The sequence below is a fragment of the Bdellovibrio bacteriovorus genome (assembly GCF_001592735.1).
Taxonomy (GTDB): Bacteria; Bdellovibrionota; Bdellovibrionia; order Bdellovibrionales; family Bdellovibrionaceae; genus Bdellovibrio; species Bdellovibrio bacteriovorus_D.
Genome location: NZ_LUKE01000003.1, coordinates 145,301 through 162,083 on the forward strand (window position 1 = coordinate 145,301; position 16,783 = coordinate 162,083).

Below are 16,783 nucleotides of genomic sequence, written 5' to 3' on the forward strand. Positions count from 1 at the left end.
CTAAGCTCTTGGCAGGGCGGTGACGCCGATTTTGATCGCTTCGCCGTCGATATCACCCTCGTCCACATGATGACCTTTCGGAGCCCCGGTCAAAGGCAAGATGTGAAGATCGGCCGTAAGGGTTTCAGTCACCAGCATGTTTTTGTGCGCATTCAAGGCGGCAAGCAAAGCACCATCACAGGCGATTTCTAAACGGATCTTATCATCCATTTGGAAGTCCGCCGTTTTACGCGCCACTTGGATCTTACGCATGATTTCGCGAGCTAAACCCTCTTGTTCTTGCTCTGGAGTCACAGTTGGATCCACTTCAATGGATACCACTTGGTGAACCGCGAGGTTTTTGTTGTCACCTTTTGGTGCACGACGGATTTCAACGTCAGACAAAGTGATCTCTTCGCCGTCGACAGTAACTGCCGCCCCTGATTCAAGTTTCAGGATGCTCGCAAGATCTAGTTTTTGAATCCCAGCACCCACGGTTTTCATCTTAGGTCCCAGGCGTTTACCAAGAACCGGGAAGTTGGCCTTAGCAGACACTTGCACGTAATGATCTTCGTTATTGTCATAAATAACTTTTTGGAAGTTCAGTTCGTCGACAAAGTACGGCTCAAACTTTTTCAAAGTTTCTAAAACTTTCGCATTACGGTGAATGATTTTGATTTCACGTAATGGGATTTTCGCTTTCACCGCGATTTTTTCACGGTGCATACGCCCTAGCTGGACTAGCACATCCATCGCTTGCACGGCTTCTTCAAGTTCTGGACGCAACATCTTAAGATCGGCTTCCGGGAAGCTTTCTAAGTGCACAGACTCTTTTTTATTAGGCAATACTTGCGCTAAATTTTTATAAGTGACTTCGGCCATAAACGGCGCAAACGGCGCCATAAGTTTTGATAACGTCACTAGAACTTCATGCAAAGTTTCGTAAGCCAAACGCTTTTCTTCGGGCATTCCGTCTTGCCAGAAATGACTGCGGTTAAAGCGGATGTAGGTGTTGGTTAAGTCTTCGATGAACTGTAAAAGGTGAGGCACAACGTTATACAGGCGATACGCGTCCATCTCTTTTTGCGTATTGGCGATCAAACCATTCAAACGCGAAAGCACCCATTGATCTAAGATGTTCGGCGAGTTCTTAGCATCGCCTTTTGGAACAAAGCCATCGATGTTGGCATAGTTGGCAAAGAACGAATACGAATTCCACCAACGAAGTAAGATTTTACGAACGACATCGTAAACGCCTTTTTCCGAGAATTTGAGCTCTTGTGCTTTCACGACGGGCGAATCAATCAAGTACAGGCGTAATGCGTCCGCACCATGCTGATTTAAAACTTCCATCGGATCTGGATAGTTTTTTAAAGACTTCGACATCTTGCGACCGTCTTCAGCTAAAACCAGACCGTTGACGACCACATTTTTAAACGGCGCTTTACCGAACAAAGCCGTGCCGATCACCATCAGGGTGTAGAACCAACCCCGCGTTTGATCTAAACCTTCGGCAATAAAATCAGCCGGGAAGGCTTTTTTAAATTCTTCGACATTGGTTTTCGGATAGCCCCATTGCGCGTAAGGCATAGAGCCTGATTCAAACCAACAATCCAAAACGCCTTCGATGCGCTTCAAATCTGATTTGCCAGTAGGGGAAGGAATGGTGATTTTATCGACAAACTCGATATGCAAATCATCGACTTTTTTGCCCGAAAGTTTTTCTAGCTCCTCTTTTGAACCAATGCAGATCACTTCGCCTTCAGCGTTTCTCCACAATGGCAAGGGGGTTCCCCAGAAACGATTGCGCGAAATAGCCCAATCACGAGCATTTTCTAACCAGTTCCCAAAGCGTCCGTCACGCAAGTGATCTGGAACCCAGGTCGTCGTTTTATTAGCGGCGATCAGTTGTTCTTTGATTTTTTCAACCGACACAAACCAGCTTGAAACCGCACGGTAAATGAGTGGTGTATCTGAACGATAACAGAACGGATAGCTATGTTGGATGGTGTCTTGTTTGAACACGCGACCTTTTTTCTTAAGATCGGCGATAATGTCCTTATCGGCATCTTTAACTCGGCGGCCTTTGTAATCAGGAACTTCGGCAGTGAACATGCCGTCATCATCCACCGGATTCACCAAAGGGATGTGATACTTAGAACAAGCCAAGTAATCTTCCTCACCGAAGGCGGGCGCCATATGCACGATCCCTGTACCACTGTCTGTAGTCACGTGATCAGCTAAGATAATACGGAACGCCCCTTGATCCGCGCGATCGGCAAAGTAAGGGAATAAAGGTTCATAAGTCAGATTTAAAAGATCCTGACCTTTCATCATTTGTAAAACTTCAACTTCTTTGGCGGGATCTTTCCACACCGAAGCCATCAAGGCTTGCGCCACGATAAAGTTCTTCTCTGACGAATGTTCTTTCACTTTCACATAGTCGATGTCTTTACCCACAGCCAAAGCGAGGTTGGAAGGCAAGGTCCAAGGAGTTGTCGTCCAAGCCATCACGAAAGTGTTGGCTTGATTGATAAGCGGGAACATCACGGTCAAGGCCGGATCTTGAACCATTTTGTAATTTGAATTGGCTTCAAAATTTGAAAGCGAGGTTGAGATTCCTACAGAGTAAGGAACGACTTTGTAACCTTCATAGATCAAACCTTTTTGGAAAAGCTGCTGGAACACCCACCACACACTTTGCATGAACTCGGTGTCCATCGTGAAGTAGGGATTTTCCATATCAACCCAACGGCCCACACGGCGCACGGTTTTTTTCCAGTCTTCAGAATAGCGTTTTACGATTCCACGGCAAGCCGAGTTGTATTCCGCCACACCCATTTTGAAAACGTCTTTACGACTTTCAATTTTATGGGTTTTATTGATTTCATACTCCACCGGCAAACCGTGACAGTCCCAACCAAAACGGCGAGGCACGCGGTAGCCCTTCATCGTCCAATAGCGAGGGACCACGTCTTTTAAAACTCCGGCAAGCAAGTGACCATAATGCGGAAGACCGGTTGCAAACGGAGGACCATCATAAAAACTGTAAGTCGGTTTTGATGAATCCAAAGTTTGCGCGAAAATGTTCTGCTGATCCCAGAAATCAAGAATGCCTTCTTCTTGCTTTGCAAGTTGGACATCGGGTTTTACGGCAGAATAGGGGGCTTTTCGAGTGGTAGGTGCATTTGTCATAGCTTGTGAAAGTACCAGATTTCCCTGCCATATGCATCATCTGGCAGGGTTGACAAAGCCATTGCTGGACCGCATCATCTGCCTTATGCAAAAGTTATTTATCAGCTATCCCGCTCCACCGAATGTTATTAAGAAAGCTCAAGGGCTTTTTATCACGACAGCCGCTGAAAAAGCCGTGAAGGCCGAAGAGATTTTAGCTTATGCCCTTCAATACGATCCAGACGCGATCTTGGTCTCTCACCAAAAGAGAATAAGCGCCGAGATTATTTCAAAACTGCCAAAATCCGTAAAAATCATTGCGACTTCCAGTGTGGGATTTGACCACATTGATATCCAAGCCGCAAAAGCGAAGGGGATTGAAGTGACAAATACTCCCGATGTCCTGACGGACTGCACGGCCGATCTTGCCATGATGTTACTCATGAATGCCTGTCGTCGGGGCCGAGAATATCTCGAGATCATGCAAGAAGGCTGGGGGAAAAGTTATTCACAAAGTGAAATGCTGGGACTTAAGGTGAGCGGCAAGACTTTGGGGATTTTAGGTATGGGGCGCATTGGTCAGGCCCTTGCTGACAGGGCCCGGGGTTTTGGGATGAAGATTCTTTACACCAATCGCACAAGACTCAGTCCCGAATTAGAAAAGGGTGCGGTGTATTTTTCAGATTTTAAGGAAATGCTTCCCCTGTGCGAGATTCTTTCTTTGAACGCGCCGGTGACCGATGAAACTAAGAACATTATGAACGATGAGACCTTTGGACTTTTACCTCAAGACGCGGTTTTTGTGAATGCCGCGCGTGGAGGCTTGGTGGACGAGTCCGCCCTGATTCGCGCTTTAGAATCAGGCCGTCTTTTTGCGGCGGGTTTAGATGTTTTTCAGGATGAACCTAACTACAACCAAGATCTTTTGAAATTTCATAATGTGTTTTTAACTCCGCATATGGGAAGTGCCACGCGGGAAACCCGCGATGCGATGGGTTTTCGGGCCCTTGCTAATATCGAAGCTGTTTTAAGAGGAGAAAAACCGCAGGATTCGCTTTGGTAAGCTAAAAGAGTTTGCTTAAGAGTTTTACGATATTTTAAATTTTCAAAAAAGTAATGCGTTTTCTAAGTCAGTGTGAGACGTCTTCTTTTTGTCTGCCTATTCCTTTGGCAAAATGGAAGAATGAAATTTAGAGCAATACGTAAATACTATACTCATTTCATCACACTCCTGTCGCTCTCAGGTTTTATGCTGCTGTGTTTTTCTAACTGCCAACAGATTCAACTGATCCCTGTCGAAATTGAAAATCATCAAGTGATCACCATTGATCAGACGTCTGTCTCAAATTGAGACTGGTATCTCCTTTGCCTATTAGCTGTGGGTGAAGAAAAATCGCGGTTCATATCCATTTAAACTCCCGCTACTGATCAGCTTTTTAACGGCTGTCGTCGTAATTGCGTCGGGCGCTTGGGCTCAGGCCCAAATGCAAATTGGTGGGGAGTTTGAATTCGTGGATTTTTCAGTTCCGGTGGTCTTAGGCAGTGGCCTGAAGGGTCATGAAGAAGCCATGGCCGATCGCATGGTGAAAGCCATTCAAGAAATCTGCCCACCCCCACAATGTCAAGAAACGCGCGTGGAAGGAAAGTTTGGACAAGAAAGCCGCTTCCAATTGGAAAATGGTTTTTGGTTTCAAATAAGTTGGGACCCGAATGTCGTGGAAGTCACCACAAAACCATCAACCGTGGCCGAAGTGCGTGCGATGGCCCCTGTTTTACAGAAGCTGATTTGGGGAAGTGCCAAGCTTGCCGGGCTAAGTCCTGATCCCGAACGGCGCGCGGGACATTTTAATTTTGGCGCGATGAAAAGTTTTGATGGCAATGCGCTAGAGTTTTTAAAATTTATAATTGATTATGCCAATCGCCCGGAACTGGCTAACGGCATTTTTCGCGATACCAACAGTTTAAACGCGCCTCATTTAGCCCAGCTCGGTGAAGAGCAGCGCCGCGCTTTAAGTGATCTTGCGGCTAAGGCATTAACAAAGCCCCAAGAAGAAAAAATGACATTAGCCAATTTATTTTCGAAACCCCGAAAGCATCCCACGCAAATGACGATCGCGGAAATGGCTTACGACCTTGTCCGCCATGTATTTTATGAAACCACAAATCCGATGTATTCCGGCCCCGAAGCTTGGCACTATCAAGCCTTGGGACTAAAAAGTGTGTTAATGATTCGACCCGATAGTGATCGTCCTTTAGAAAACCGCGCCGTGCGATCGCAACGGGATATCTATGATTTTATTTTAATGGCCGAGCTGATGGAAGCGCGTATTGCTTACTTAAAGACCTTACCTAAAGAAACCGCATTTACCGTGACAGAAACAACCAAAGGAAAATTCACCGCGCAAGAACTTGTGAACCGCTATTACATCTATGTGACCGAAACAGGGCTTTCGTGGGATGTATATAAGCGTCTCTTGCCGGCAAAGTTATTGATCCGTAAGCCGCATCCATTATTAATGGTCGTTGCCGCTCCGTCAGAAAAATCAAAGAGCGTTAAAGAGATCGTGGAGGTTTTAGATCTTTTAGCGACCAGCCCATGGTTGCAAAAAAAAGTGCAAGAGATTTTGCTTAATGAGCAAATTCCTTACGAGCAACGAGAACTTTTGCTTCATGAAATCAAACGTCTAGAAGTAAGCACGGATTACTCGCACGAGATGCGGAGGCGTTTAAAGCAGCTCGATTTTGCCGTCATCCCCGGCGGTGGCAGCATGTCTTGCCGAGCGCTCTTTTTATAAATTTATTTTTTCGCTGAAGTCTTTTGCCCGAGCCGCCCAAGAAACATGGAGTTATAAATTTAACAACTTTGTTCTTGCCATGATCTTCTTGTTCTTAAAGTCCTCGATAATAAATGTTTTTGCGCTCTTCGTGATGGATCTCAAATGCAACTTTATAGGTTCACTAGGGCCTTATAAACGCCTTTGCGATTCTTTGTAAATATCTTGCTTCGGTCAAAATCCTCAGAAAAAACCTTAAAAAATCGAGTTTTCGAAAAAAGAAAGCAAAAAGCCGGGGATGCCGGCTTTTTACAGGACGTGCTTTTGGTAATTATCGGGAGTCGCCTCTTAAAACTTATACGTCACAGAAAGGTAATGACCAAATCCTGTGGTCTCTCCGGCAATGCCGCCGTCTTTTAACAGCGCCATGTCTTTATAGTACTTTAAGCCGTAACCCAAAGCATAGCGTTGAGTGTGCCAGTAAAGACCGTTGAACCATTCTAAAGAATCTTCAGAGTAGTTCGTCGAATCAGAAATTTGTGTCGCACCAAATTTATAATCTAAATAACCTTGATAAGTCAGATTGCCGCCGATTTCCCAAAAAGGTCTAAACCAGTTTGTTGAAATGATGTATCCATCCCAACGTTTTTCGTTTGGATTGGTGTAATTTTCACGAACATAGCGAGCCATCAAATTTGCACCCACGCGGCCCAGCCACGGAACTTGGATGTCAGAACCAAGACCGATGTATTGTTCAAACAAAGATTGATCACCGACGTTCATCAAACCTGAGATGTAAACTTCAGAAACAAAACCTTGGTATTTTTCGTGCCCCAACATCGCGTTGATTGAAACGCGCGGAGCAAATTTAAAGAAAAAATTATCTTTGCCGTGGCGATCGCTGTCGGGGCTGTCAAAGATATCAAAAACATCTAGATAGCCGTAAAGATCAAAGATCCCTGAACGGCCTCCGAATTCCATTTCCAAGTAAGTATCGTCTTGGTTTTGGAAAGGAATTTTATTGTCGATACTTTGCATGATATTGAACTGAAACCATTTAAAGTCGTTCTTATGCAGATCCGAACTTGGGTTGTCTTGAGCAAAGGACAATGTTGAAGAAAGCAACACGAACAAAAGGCTTAATTTAAATTTCATTTTGTGGTCTCCGGCTGGAGCCACTAGCTAGCAAAAACGACCGCATTTCTCAATGTTAATTCTAAACATCCTCAGAAATGCGGTGAGTTATGACTAAATTCTACCCTCATTGTTTTTCTGGGCTGCTTTTTCTGCTTTTAAAGTCGCTATACTTGGCACCACGGGAGAGTCTATTTCCATTCCCAGTTTTGCTTCTTGATGCAAGTCTCGGCGAGCGGGCGAGGGTAAAATCGCGTTGGCAAGATTTACGGCATCCGAGGTGAGTTCGGGCATCAGGGCGCGAAGCTTCACGGCCAGCTTGGCAGGTAAAGAAATGATGAGCTCTGCTTGGCCGACTTCGGCAGCATCGCAAATGGCTTTGGCCGCTTTTTCGGCCGATACACTTAATAGGGGCAAGGAGGACGCTAAAGCAAACCAAGAATACTCTAAAGTTTCTTGTCCTTTTATTTGGGCATGGCCGATCGAGCCAGTGCGCATAAGTCCTGGTGATACGGAGGTGACATAGATGTTATCTTTCATCAGCTCGGCTCTTAAAGAATCTGAATATCCGGTGAGTGCAAATTTGCTGGCACAGTAAGGTGCTAGGTGGGGCACAGAAACTTTTCCTCCGATAGAGCCGATATTCACAATCCTCCCGCCGCGATGGGCTTTGAAATGAGGAAGGGCGGCTTCAATTAAATGGAAAGGTCCCCAGAAGTGTGTGTCCATGGCATCTTTAAAATCATCTTCGCTGGCATTTTCATAGGGCATGACAGAAATAATACCTGCATTATTGATAATCATATCTAAGCTGCCAAAGTGGATGAAGACTTGCTTAATTGCCCAGAGGATTTGATATTTTTGCGTCAGATCGCAAGGGACCATCAAAACTTCACATTCTGGGTAAAGCTCTTGAATTTGATTTTGCGCTTTTTGCAGCTCTTCTTTGTCGCGAGCTAATAAAACTAAATGAGCTCCGCGCGAAGCAAGTTCTCGAGCTAAGACCAAGCCGAGGCCTCTTGATCCTCCGGTGATTAAGACGACCTTGTTCTGATAGCTAAAGTGCCGCAAACGCCGCTTGATAAATCCCCAGGCAAAATATCCAGCGGTGATAAGGCCTGCAGCGCCTAAAATTTTACGACGTAATTTTCCCATAACTATTTTCCTTTAGCGGGTGGGGTGACCGCAATCCCTTCTGTCCAGATGCGAATTTTAACTTCATCGCCCACCGCCGGGCCTAAAGCGACTTTGTCGTTATAATTAATATTAAAATCTTTGCGGTTGATGGTGCCGGTCATTTGGAACGCAGCTCTTTGTTTTCCCCAGGTATCTACGACAAAGCCCGTGCATTTACCCTCGAAGGTCACGTCTTTAGTGACGTCCTTGATGGTCAAGGTCGCAACCACTTTAAAAGAATCATCCGTGCCCGTAATCGATTTACTGACAAGTTTCATCGAAGGATATTTTGCGGCTTCAAAAAAATCTTTTGATTTTAAATGGTCATCACGTTGTTTAACCCCTGTATCGATAGAAGAAACGGGGATGGTCGCCGAAAAACTAGAGGCCGCAAAAGGTTCGGCTAAATTAAATTCGCCTTTAACTTCGTTAAAACGTCCTTCGACTTCTGAAACCACAAAGTGAGGAATGACAAAAGAAATACGCGTGTGAGCGGGATCGACATCATATTTTCCTTTAACGTAGCCCTTCACGGCCCCGGCATTAAACGAAAATAAAAGTGTTAAGAAAGCAAGCGATTGAACCAGGAACTTCATAAGATCTCCCATAAAAAGTGATATGGGACATCTTAACGTGAGGGTCGCTGAAAGGCATAGACATTCCCTGGGATTTGGTATTATACATGCGCTATGCAATTCCAAGAATTTCAAGCTCAAGCTCATGACTTTTTAGGCCGCCTGTTTGAAGACATGGCCGCGCATAAAATTGAAATTCCTAGCCATTGGAAAATTGATCATCTTTGCTATCGTGTGCCGTCTTTGGATCGTTACGAATTATTAAAGGATGAATTTGCCAAGTTTGGACGCCTGCTGATTGAAAATGATGTCAATGGACGTCCGATTGCCACCTATAAATTAAACGAACCTATTGTGTTTTTTAGCGGGGTTGTTGATGTGGTTGAGCTTCCGGCTCCGAAGGCCGGAAAAGCCAGTGAAGAAGGTTTTGAACATATTGAAATCGTCTGTGATGTGCCATTTGCAGAATTAGAAAAACGCTATGGTCATCTCAATTTAGATCGCGGAGGCTTAAAAAAAGAAATCAATCCCGAGCTTGAGATCTGTTTAGGGCGACGCAATTTAAAATTCCATCATCAATCTTTAGAAGAAGTCATCGCCATGGAGTTAAACTCCACGGCGCATGCTTGATTTTTTAAGGTTGTTTTAAAAGTTCTTTAAGTCGGAAAATCATTTCTTGTAAGCCCATCAGCTCCGACATATTGGACCTCTGTAAGTTGTAAACTCCTTCTTTGATTTCTTTATCACCGATGACGAGATAAGAAAATGGACGAAGGCGATGGGAGAAGAGCAGTTTTTTAGAAACACTGCCTTGGCTCATCTCGACCTGAGCTCGAACACCTTGCATTCTTAATTCTTGAGCCAATTGCCGGGCATTTTCGATATGCTCTTCGCGCACCGGGATAAGATGCACTTGAATCGGCGCCAGCCATCCCGGCAATCGGCCTTGATAGAACTCTAAAAGCAAGGCGACAAAGCGTTCATGACTGCCTAACGGGGCCCGGTGCACAATCCAAGGGTGTTCTGATTTTCCGTCTTGATTGATAAACTGCAAATTAAATTTTTTGCCAGAATTAAAGTCTAACTGCACACTCGCAATGGACTCTTCAATTCCAGAATTCATTTTCATCTGCACATCGATCTTAGGTCCGTAAAAAGCCGCTTCGCCTTCGGCCTCGAAGTATTCTAAGTTTAATTTATCTAAGGCTTCTTTTAAGATCTTTTCGCTTTCTTGCCACAATGAAACTTCGCCGTCAAATTTCTGCATTTGATGGGGATCATGTTTTGAAAGTCGATAACGATACCCCTTAAGCCCTAAAGCGCGGTAGCATCGTTCGTGCAGCTCCAAGACGGAGATGACTTCGTCTAAGGATTTTGAACGTGGCATGTAAATATGTCCGTCGTTCTGACAGAGTCCTCGCACGCGACTTAAGCCCTTTAAGGAACCGCTTCTTTCGAAGCGATACACTTGCCCGTATTCCGCCAGGCGCAATGGCAGATCTCGATAGCTTCGTGGTAACGCGGCAAAGGCCATATGGTGATGCGGACAGTTCATGGGTTTAAGATAATACTGCGACTGATCTTCAGGCCATTGTATAGGTGGATACATGTCCTCTTTAAAAGCACGTAAGTGTCCTGAGGCTTGATAAAGATCGGCTTTGGCTAAGTGGGGACTGATGACTCGCTGATAGCCGCCCTTAAATTCAAGGTCTTTTACAAAGGCTTCTAAGGAGTCACGGATGGCCACGCCATGGGGAAGCCAGTTGGGTAAACCGGCGCCGACGGATTCGTTTAAAAAATAGATCTCCATTTCATCAGCCAATTGGCGATGATCGATAGGGGATGACATAAAATCTCCAAAAAAATAAATTGTTGAAGCGAAAGGCTTCGAAAGTTGTTCAGTAAAAAATGCGTGAGTTTTGAGGTCTTAAAGCTAAGACCAAATACAGATGTGACCCCTACGGGGTGGTGATCAAGGCACTAGAAAGAAAAAGAAGAGCAAAAGGACTCATGAAGGCAGATTAACAAATAGAACGCATAAAGGAAATTCAGAAATTTTTATGAGCAACCAAAGAAATTCTAATACTATTTCCCAGTTTTAGGCGGGGCGGGCATCGTGAACCGGTCATCGACAAGCTTAATAAAGCGCTCGTCTTTTTTAAGCTTTGAAAGCAAGGGCTCTAATTTTTCCCGGCGGATGCGACCGGTGGGATTAAAAACAACCCCCAGCTTGTAAGTAGAGTCATAATTATTTGAGATCGTAAATTTGTCGCGATTTTCCGTATGCTGTCGCAGATATTCATAAATATAAGATTTTGCCAGTACCGTGACATCTGCCACGCCAGTTAAAACCAAATGAATAGCCCCGTCGGAGTCATCAGCCATTTCTACTCGGAAATTGCGCTTTAATGTTCTTTCATCGGCATCCAGCCCCGCAAAGCCATAATGAAATCCCTTAACGATGGCAATTTTCATGGCCTTAAGTTCTTCAAAATTTTTTGGCGCGGAGGAGCCCGCCTTGGTAATATAAACTTCTCCGTCTTCAACATCTAAAGGCAAAAACTCGTAAGTGCTTTTAGACCATTCCCAAGCCGGGTCCTCAAAAAGAAACATATCAATGCGTTTGCCAAAGTGGGCATAGCGTTGACTGGCTGGTAGGCGCTGAATTTCGAAATTATAGTCTCGTTGAATAGAGTTTAAAATATTCACAGTTTCGACGGTCAGGCCGTGTGTTTTGTTGCTTCCGGCGTCAAAGTAAGGAGGAAATTGATAGGCGCCCACGCGAATAGCGGTGCGGGCCGCGAATGAAGGAAAGGAAAATCCCAGTGCCGAAAGTGCCAAAACGAGTATGAAGCGTGACATGGGCCTATCTTAACCACGACTGCTAGAGGCTTTCTAGTCCTTTTTGCGCGTCCTGAAGCGTCTTAATTTTTGACAGTGATGGAGCTTTTACAACGCGTGCTCTTGGTATGTAAAAAGGCAGATTTTCTGCAGTATAAAGGCAAGTTATGTCGTTACGAATCGTTTTTATTTGCGCTCTTTGCCTTATGGTTCTCTCTATAGCGAGTGCCGAAACTCTTCTTTTGCCCTAGTGATGGGCAAACATAAACACACACAGCGAATAGAAGCTTGAAAAAATCAGCACAAAACCTGCAATTTTTTGATTGCGTGCGGGTGTGCCCGCGATCAAGCTTTTGATCAATTGGGGGGCTGAGTATAAAACAGGCAATCCACCCAGCCAAAAAAGAGTCATGACTAAAACGCCACTCCAAATACTTCCGCTAGCCATCGCGGCAAGAACGTAAGTGTAAAGCCACCCGCAAGGAAGCAGGGCCGTTAAGAGACCAAACACCCAGCCCGAATTACGAGAACGGAAAAACTTCGCGGAATGAAAACGTTGGATTAAATTTTTTAGGTAACTCCATTGACCGGGACTTTTAAAACGTTTTGGAAAGAGCATAGACATAGCTAAATAAAATAGAAATAGGGCAAGAAAGCTTGCTGAAATCCAGCGTAAAGTCACCACATGGGAATTTAAAAAAACTTGCCCTAAGCTTCCCGCAACACCACCCAAAGTGGCGTAAGAAACCAGACGACCTAAGTGATAACTGACTAAGGACTTTCTTTGCGCCATCAAACTTGCCACCGGTCCACACATCGCAGCACAATGCCAGCTTCCTAAGAAGCTGGTCGACACAATGCTGAGCGCAAGAACCAGGGAGCTTGTCATCATAGCTGCGGTCCAATCAAAATCACATCACGTGAAGTTTTAAAGTCCGATTCCAAATCACGCACTTCTATTTTTACAGAAATTTTCGATGAATTTTTAAAGTACTCTGGGGGCACGCGGAAAAAGAAGAACCATTCGCGGAACTCTTTAGGTGCCAGCGTCAATGGGTTTTCAGCCACTTGCATTTGTAAATCGGGATGATCTACAGACTTAACTAAAGCCAGTTCATAGCGAGCTCGGTGTTCACCCTGGTTTTGGATATGCAAACGGAACTGATTTAAAATCAAATCTTCATTCTGAACGCCTTTGACGTAAGAATAGGGCACCCCTAGGCCGCGCAAAATCGCGATATGCGCCGGCTCTCGAGAAGCCACGGCCCAGGCTAGGCCACCGATTAAAATCGCAATGCCAGTCATGTAAATAATCGAACGCGGCTTTTTGAGGGATAACTTGCTGCCATCTAAAGTATCATAGCGAATAAGGCCCTTAGGTTTTTTCACCTTGGTCATGATTTCATCACAAGCATCAATGCAGGCGGTACAGGCAATACATTCCATTTGTAAGCCATTGCGAATATCAATTCCCGTTGGGCAGACCTGCACGCAGCGATTGCAAGAAACGCAGTCACCAACTTTGCTTTGAGGATCTTTATTAAGACCTTTGCGGGGCTCCCCGCGGTTGACATCATAAACCACGGCCAAGGATTTTGAATCTAAAAGCACGGACTGAATCCGCCCGTAAGGGCACATGATCACGCAGAACTGCTCGCGAAACCAACCAAAATCAAAAAGTATCAAAGCGGTGAAAAAACTTGCTAGCAAAAAGTAAGTTCTATTTTCTTGAGGCGAACCTTGCATCATCCCAAGGAGGTCTTGGGCCCCCACGAAGTAAGCTAAAAAGCTGTGCGCGATGGCCGAAGAGACGGCAAAAAACAAAAACCATTTTAAGCCACTCTTTCGAAACTTTTCGGCATTTAATGGGGCCGCCTGGAGGCGGCGACGATCGATATAGCTGCCTTCGGTCCACTTTTCTATACGACGAAAAACACCGTCAATGAAAACAGTCTGTGGACAGGCCCAGCCGCACCACACACGGCCCCAGACCGACGTCACAAACGCCAGCCCTAAGGTTAAAGCCGCCAAGATAAAAAATAACAACGGCACATCATGGGCCCGGAAAACAACACCGAAAACATAAAACTCCCTTTCTGGGATATCCAGTAAAAGAGTTTGATGTCCGCCGATCTTAGTCCAAGGTAAACCTAAAAAAATCACCAAAAGAACTATTTGAGTCCACGTCCTATGCTTACGGAAAAATCCGCGCACCTCGGCGGGAATCAAGTTGATCCGGTCTCCGTTGGCGTCGACACTGGTAAGTTTTCCGGGGTCTAAATTCATAAATACCTACTTATAATCTTCGACAGCGTCTCCTTGAGGGCCTTTGCTGCCGGCAGGGTGACTGCCTTTTTTTGATAAAATAAACGAAGCCACGGCGTAAATTTCATCGCGTTTCATGACGGGTCCCCAAGGTGGCATTCCTTTTTCAGGAACACCTTCCCGGATCACTTTTAAAAGATCTAAGCGCGTGCCTTTTCCGTGAATCCAAAACTTGTCGGTCAAATCAGGCCCAATAAGCCCTTGCATCTCCGCGCCATGACAAGCGGCACACTTTGCCGAAAATTGTGCCGCACCGACGGTAAGCATCTCGGGCTTATCAAAGATTTCTTTTAAGGAATCTTCTGTTTCCATCGGGGCGCTCGCGACGGCAGCTGATTTTGATTTTTCTAGCTCTGCCATCGCGATTTTTAGTTCATCATTTAAGGTCGGCGAATCCGTTCCTAAAGAATAATGAATGAAATAAATGAACGAAAAGATAATGGTTAAAAAGAAAGTCCACAGCCACCAGGTCGGCAGTGGATTGTCGTGTTCAACGATATCATCATAAACGTGGTATTTTTGATCGTCCGACATGATTATTCTCCTTCACTTAAAGGTAAATGTGTCATGCGGGCATAATGCCCAGCGCTGTGTTTGCGGTACACCCACAAACATACACCTACAAAAAAACCAAAGAATATCACTAGCCCTATGGCAGTCAGATAAGTGTCCGTAAAATATTTTAAAGCTTCTTGTTTCATTATTGTTTCCCTTTCTGACCCAAGGCTTGAAGGTAAGCGATCAGTGCTACGATTTCTTTTTTTGCTAAGCCCTTAGCGGCACCATTGGCTTCTAAATCGGCGGCAATTTCTTGAGCTTGTTTTTGGGCGTGAATATCGGCGTTGGCCACGACTTCATCGTCATAGGGAACGCCCAAGTATTTCATCACCGATAATTTTTTACGAAGCACGATAAAATCCGTATTTTTTTCTAAGAGCCACGGATAGTTTGGCATAATGCTTTTTGGTGTGACCGAACGGGGATCTATCATGTGATTCAGATGCCATAAGTTCGGATATTTTTTGCCGACGCGAGCTAAATCAGGTCCGGTGCGTTTTGATCCCCATTGGAAAGGACGGTCATACATCGACTCTTCGATGGTGGACGCTTTTCCGTAACGTAATACTTCAGAGACGATCGGGCGGATTTGTTGTGAGTGACAGACATAGCAGCCTTCTTTTAAATAGACATCCCGGCCCGCAAGCTCTAAGGGGGTGTAAGGGTCAGTGATTTGGTTTGGATTGACATATTTATGCATAGACAGAGTCGGATAAATTTCAATCACCGAGCCCACCAAGATCGCTAAGAAAGCAAGGACGCTAAATACAAAGCCCATGCCTTCAAGTTTACGATGAGAGCCCGCATTTTGTTCGTCGTAACCCGTGCGAGACACGTTGACAGATTTTTCGGGAACCGCTTTTGGCGCTAAGCGGATGGTCATGTAAATGTTGTAACACATTAACAAGAAACCGATGATAAAGAGCAATCCACCTAAAGCACGCACCCAGTATAACGGCACGATGCGAACGACAGTTTCAATAAAGTCCGGATAAACTAGGTTTCCGTCTTTATCAATCGCTCTCCACATCATCCCTTGAGTGATACCTGCCACGACCATCGAGATGTAATAAAATAAAATCCCCGTTAAACCGATCCAGAAATGGTTCTCTAAAAGTTTTTTAGAATATAAAGTTGTATTCCACAGACGAGGAACTAAGAAGTAAATCATCCCGAAAGTTAAAAATCCATTCCAACCTAAAGCACCCGAATGAACGTGACCTACAATCCAATCGGTGTAGTGACCTAGGGCTGACACAGATTTGATCGAAAGAAGGGGACCTTCGAACGTCGCCATGCCGTAAAAAGTGAGGGCGGCGACGAAAAACTTAATCAACGGTTCGGTACGTAATAAGTGCCAAGAACCTTTTAAAGTTAAAAGACCATTGATCATCCCACCCCAAGATGGCGCCCACAACATCAAAGAAAAAATCATCCCTAAAGTTTGCGCCCAGTCCGGCAAAGACGTGTAAAGTAAATGATGGGGCCCGGCCCAGATATAAATAAACACCAAAGCCCAAAAGTGAATAATCGAAAGACGGTAAGAGTAAACCGGGCGGTTGGCTGCTTTGGGTACATAGTAGTACATCAAACCCAAAAACGGGGTGGTTAAGAAAAATGCGACGGCATTATGTCCGTACCACCATTGGACCATGGCGTCTTGGATGCCAGCATAAACCGGATAAGATTGTAAGAAGGACACCGGAATCTCAATGGAGTTTACGATATGTAAAACGGCGACCGTGATGATGGTGGCGATATAAAACCACAAGGCCACGTAAAGATGTTTTTCACGGCGGTTGCGGATCGTCATAAAGAAATTCACCGCGAACACCACCCAAATCAAAGTGATTGCGATATCAATCGGCCATTCAAGTTCCGCGTATTCTTTGGATTGAGTATAACCAAGTGGTAAAGTGATGGCGGCGGCCACGATGATAAGTTGCCAACCCCAGAAGTGAATGCGGGATAAGGTGTCTGAAAACATGCGCGTTTTTAAAAGTCTTTGCGAAGAATGATAAATCCCGGCAAAGATCGCGTTGCCCGCAAACGCAAAGATGGCGGCATTGGTGTGCAGGGGACGCAAACGACCAAAGGTCACCCATTCCAAGTTTAAATTCATCGGCCAGAAGGCCAGCTGAATTGCGGCAATCAAACCAAAAAGAAACGCGGCCCCGGCCCAAATCATGGTCGCCAGGACGAATTTCTTAACTATATCGTCGTCATAAAAAATGTTTTCAATCAAAG

At 45.0% G+C, this 16,783-nt stretch carries 14 protein-coding genes; 3 read left to right on the plus strand and 11 right to left on the minus strand.

All coding sequences use genetic code 11. The features are described from left to right. A complete protein-coding gene (ileS, locus tag AZI86_RS13130; RefSeq protein ID WP_061835657.1) occupies nucleotides 1–3,174 on the minus strand; it encodes an isoleucine--tRNA ligase in 3,174 nt (1,057 codons plus the stop codon). Nucleotides 3,175–3,259: 85 nt separating this feature from the next. On the opposite strand from ileS, the gene AZI86_RS13135 reads away from it, so the two are divergent. Together AZI86_RS13135 and AZI86_RS13140 are read left to right on the plus strand one after the other, a co-directional pair. Then, nucleotides 3,260–4,216: a 2-hydroxyacid dehydrogenase gene (locus AZI86_RS13135; protein WP_061835658.1), complete on the plus strand. Its 957-nt coding sequence runs from the start codon at nucleotides 3,260–3,262 to the stop codon at nucleotides 4,214–4,216. A 319-nt stretch (nucleotides 4,217–4,535) separates the two neighbouring features. Beyond that, nucleotides 4,536–5,948 carry a hypothetical protein gene (locus AZI86_RS13140; RefSeq protein WP_061835659.1) on the plus strand — a complete coding sequence of 471 codons (1,413 nt, stop codon included), beginning with the start codon at nucleotides 4,536–4,538 and terminating at the stop codon, nucleotides 5,946–5,948. A gap of 327 nt (nucleotides 5,949–6,275) precedes the next feature. On the opposite strand, the gene AZI86_RS13145 is transcribed toward AZI86_RS13140, so the two are convergent. From AZI86_RS13145 to AZI86_RS13155, 3 genes are all read right to left on the minus strand, one after another. After that, a complete protein-coding gene (locus AZI86_RS13145; RefSeq protein WP_061835660.1) occupies nucleotides 6,276–7,082 on the minus strand; it encodes an outer membrane protein OmpK in 807 nt (268 codons plus the stop codon). A 93-nt stretch (nucleotides 7,083–7,175) separates the two neighbouring features. After that, on the minus strand, nucleotides 7,176–8,216 hold the full coding sequence (locus AZI86_RS13150) for an SDR family NAD(P)-dependent oxidoreductase (RefSeq protein ID WP_061835661.1): 1,041 nt from the start codon (nucleotides 8,214–8,216) through the stop codon (nucleotides 7,176–7,178). 2 nt (nucleotides 8,217–8,218) lie between these two features. After that, nucleotides 8,219–8,833, minus strand: a complete 615-nt coding sequence (locus AZI86_RS13155; RefSeq protein WP_061835662.1) for a YceI family protein — start codon at nucleotides 8,831–8,833, stop codon at nucleotides 8,219–8,221. Between the two features lie 93 nt (nucleotides 8,834–8,926). Between AZI86_RS13155 and AZI86_RS13160 the strand changes: the two genes are divergently transcribed. Beyond that, a complete protein-coding gene (locus AZI86_RS13160; protein WP_061835663.1) occupies nucleotides 8,927–9,442 on the plus strand; it encodes a VOC family protein in 516 nt (171 codons plus the stop codon). A 4-nt stretch (nucleotides 9,443–9,446) separates the two neighbouring features. Here AZI86_RS13160 and thrS read toward each other — a convergent pair whose 3' ends face one another. The 7 genes from thrS to ccoN form a co-directional block, all read right to left on the minus strand. After that, entirely contained in the window at nucleotides 9,447–10,661 is a 1,215-nt protein-coding gene (gene thrS, locus AZI86_RS13165; RefSeq protein ID WP_061835664.1) for a threonine--tRNA ligase, read from the minus strand. 236 nt (nucleotides 10,662–10,897) lie between these two features. Next, on the minus strand, nucleotides 10,898–11,674 hold the full coding sequence (locus tag AZI86_RS13170; protein WP_061835665.1) for a substrate-binding periplasmic protein: 777 nt from the start codon (nucleotides 11,672–11,674) through the stop codon (nucleotides 10,898–10,900). Nucleotides 11,675–11,900: 226 nt separating this feature from the next. Then, on the minus strand, nucleotides 11,901–12,545 hold the full coding sequence (locus AZI86_RS13175; protein ID WP_253715942.1) for a sulfite exporter TauE/SafE family protein: 645 nt from the start codon (nucleotides 12,543–12,545) through the stop codon (nucleotides 11,901–11,903). After that, nucleotides 12,542–13,939 carry a cytochrome c oxidase accessory protein CcoG gene (ccoG, locus tag AZI86_RS13180; RefSeq protein WP_061835666.1) on the minus strand — a complete coding sequence of 466 codons (1,398 nt, stop codon included), beginning with the start codon at nucleotides 13,937–13,939 and terminating at the stop codon, nucleotides 12,542–12,544. The genes AZI86_RS13175 and ccoG overlap by 4 nt, the downstream gene beginning before the upstream one ends. Nucleotides 13,940–13,945: 6 nt before the next feature. Continuing rightward, nucleotides 13,946–14,512, minus strand: coding sequence for a cbb3-type cytochrome c oxidase N-terminal domain-containing protein (locus tag AZI86_RS13185; RefSeq protein ID WP_061835667.1), 567 nt, complete (start codon nucleotides 14,510–14,512; stop codon nucleotides 13,946–13,948). Nucleotides 14,513–14,514: 2 nt separating this feature from the next. After that, nucleotides 14,515–14,679 carry a cbb3-type cytochrome oxidase subunit 3 gene (locus AZI86_RS19040; protein WP_081111930.1) on the minus strand — a complete coding sequence of 55 codons (165 nt, stop codon included), beginning with the start codon at nucleotides 14,677–14,679 and terminating at the stop codon, nucleotides 14,515–14,517. After that, complete coding sequence (gene ccoN / locus AZI86_RS13190) at nucleotides 14,679–16,724, minus strand: cytochrome-c oxidase, cbb3-type subunit I (RefSeq protein WP_437340137.1); 2,046 nt, start codon at nucleotides 16,722–16,724, stop codon at nucleotides 14,679–14,681. Before ccoN ends, AZI86_RS19040 begins: the two co-directional genes overlap by 1 nt. Nucleotides 16,725–16,783 lie beyond the last annotated feature (59 nt).

Bases quoted from the DNA above. Each gene is read 5' to 3' on its own strand.
- AZI86_RS13160 (WP_061835663.1), top strand. From the start codon at position 8,927: ATGCAATTCCAAGAATTTCAAGCTCAAGCTCATGACTTTTTAGGCCGC.
- AZI86_RS13150 (WP_061835661.1), bottom strand. From the start codon at position 8,216: ATGGGAAAATTACGTCGTAAAATTTTAGGCGCTGCAGGCCTTATCACC.
- ccoN (WP_437340137.1), bottom strand. From the start codon at position 16,724: ATGATTTGGGCCGGGGCCGCGTTTCTTTTTGGTTTGATTGCCGCAATT.
- ileS (WP_061835657.1), bottom strand. From the start codon at position 3,174: ATGACAAATGCACCTACCACTCGAAAAGCCCCCTATTCTGCCGTAAAA.
- ccoG (WP_061835666.1), bottom strand. From the start codon at position 13,939: ATGAATTTAGACCCCGGAAAACTTACCAGTGTCGACGCCAACGGAGAC.
- AZI86_RS19040 (WP_081111930.1), bottom strand. From the start codon at position 14,679: ATGAAACAAGAAGCTTTAAAATATTTTACGGACACTTATCTGACTGCC.
- AZI86_RS13155 (WP_061835662.1), bottom strand. From the start codon at position 8,833: ATGAAGTTCCTGGTTCAATCGCTTGCTTTCTTAACACTTTTATTTTCG.
- thrS (WP_061835664.1), bottom strand. From the start codon at position 10,661: ATGTCATCCCCTATCGATCATCGCCAATTGGCTGATGAAATGGAGATC.
- AZI86_RS13170 (WP_061835665.1), bottom strand. From the start codon at position 11,674: ATGTCACGCTTCATACTCGTTTTGGCACTTTCGGCACTGGGATTTTCC.
- AZI86_RS13175 (WP_253715942.1), bottom strand. From the start codon at position 12,545: ATGATGACAAGCTCCCTGGTTCTTGCGCTCAGCATTGTGTCGACCAGC.
- AZI86_RS13145 (WP_061835660.1), bottom strand. From the start codon at position 7,082: ATGAAATTTAAATTAAGCCTTTTGTTCGTGTTGCTTTCTTCAACATTG.
- AZI86_RS13185 (WP_061835667.1), bottom strand. From the start codon at position 14,512: ATGTCGGACGATCAAAAATACCACGTTTATGATGATATCGTTGAACAC.
- AZI86_RS13135 (WP_061835658.1), top strand. From the start codon at position 3,260: ATGCAAAAGTTATTTATCAGCTATCCCGCTCCACCGAATGTTATTAAG.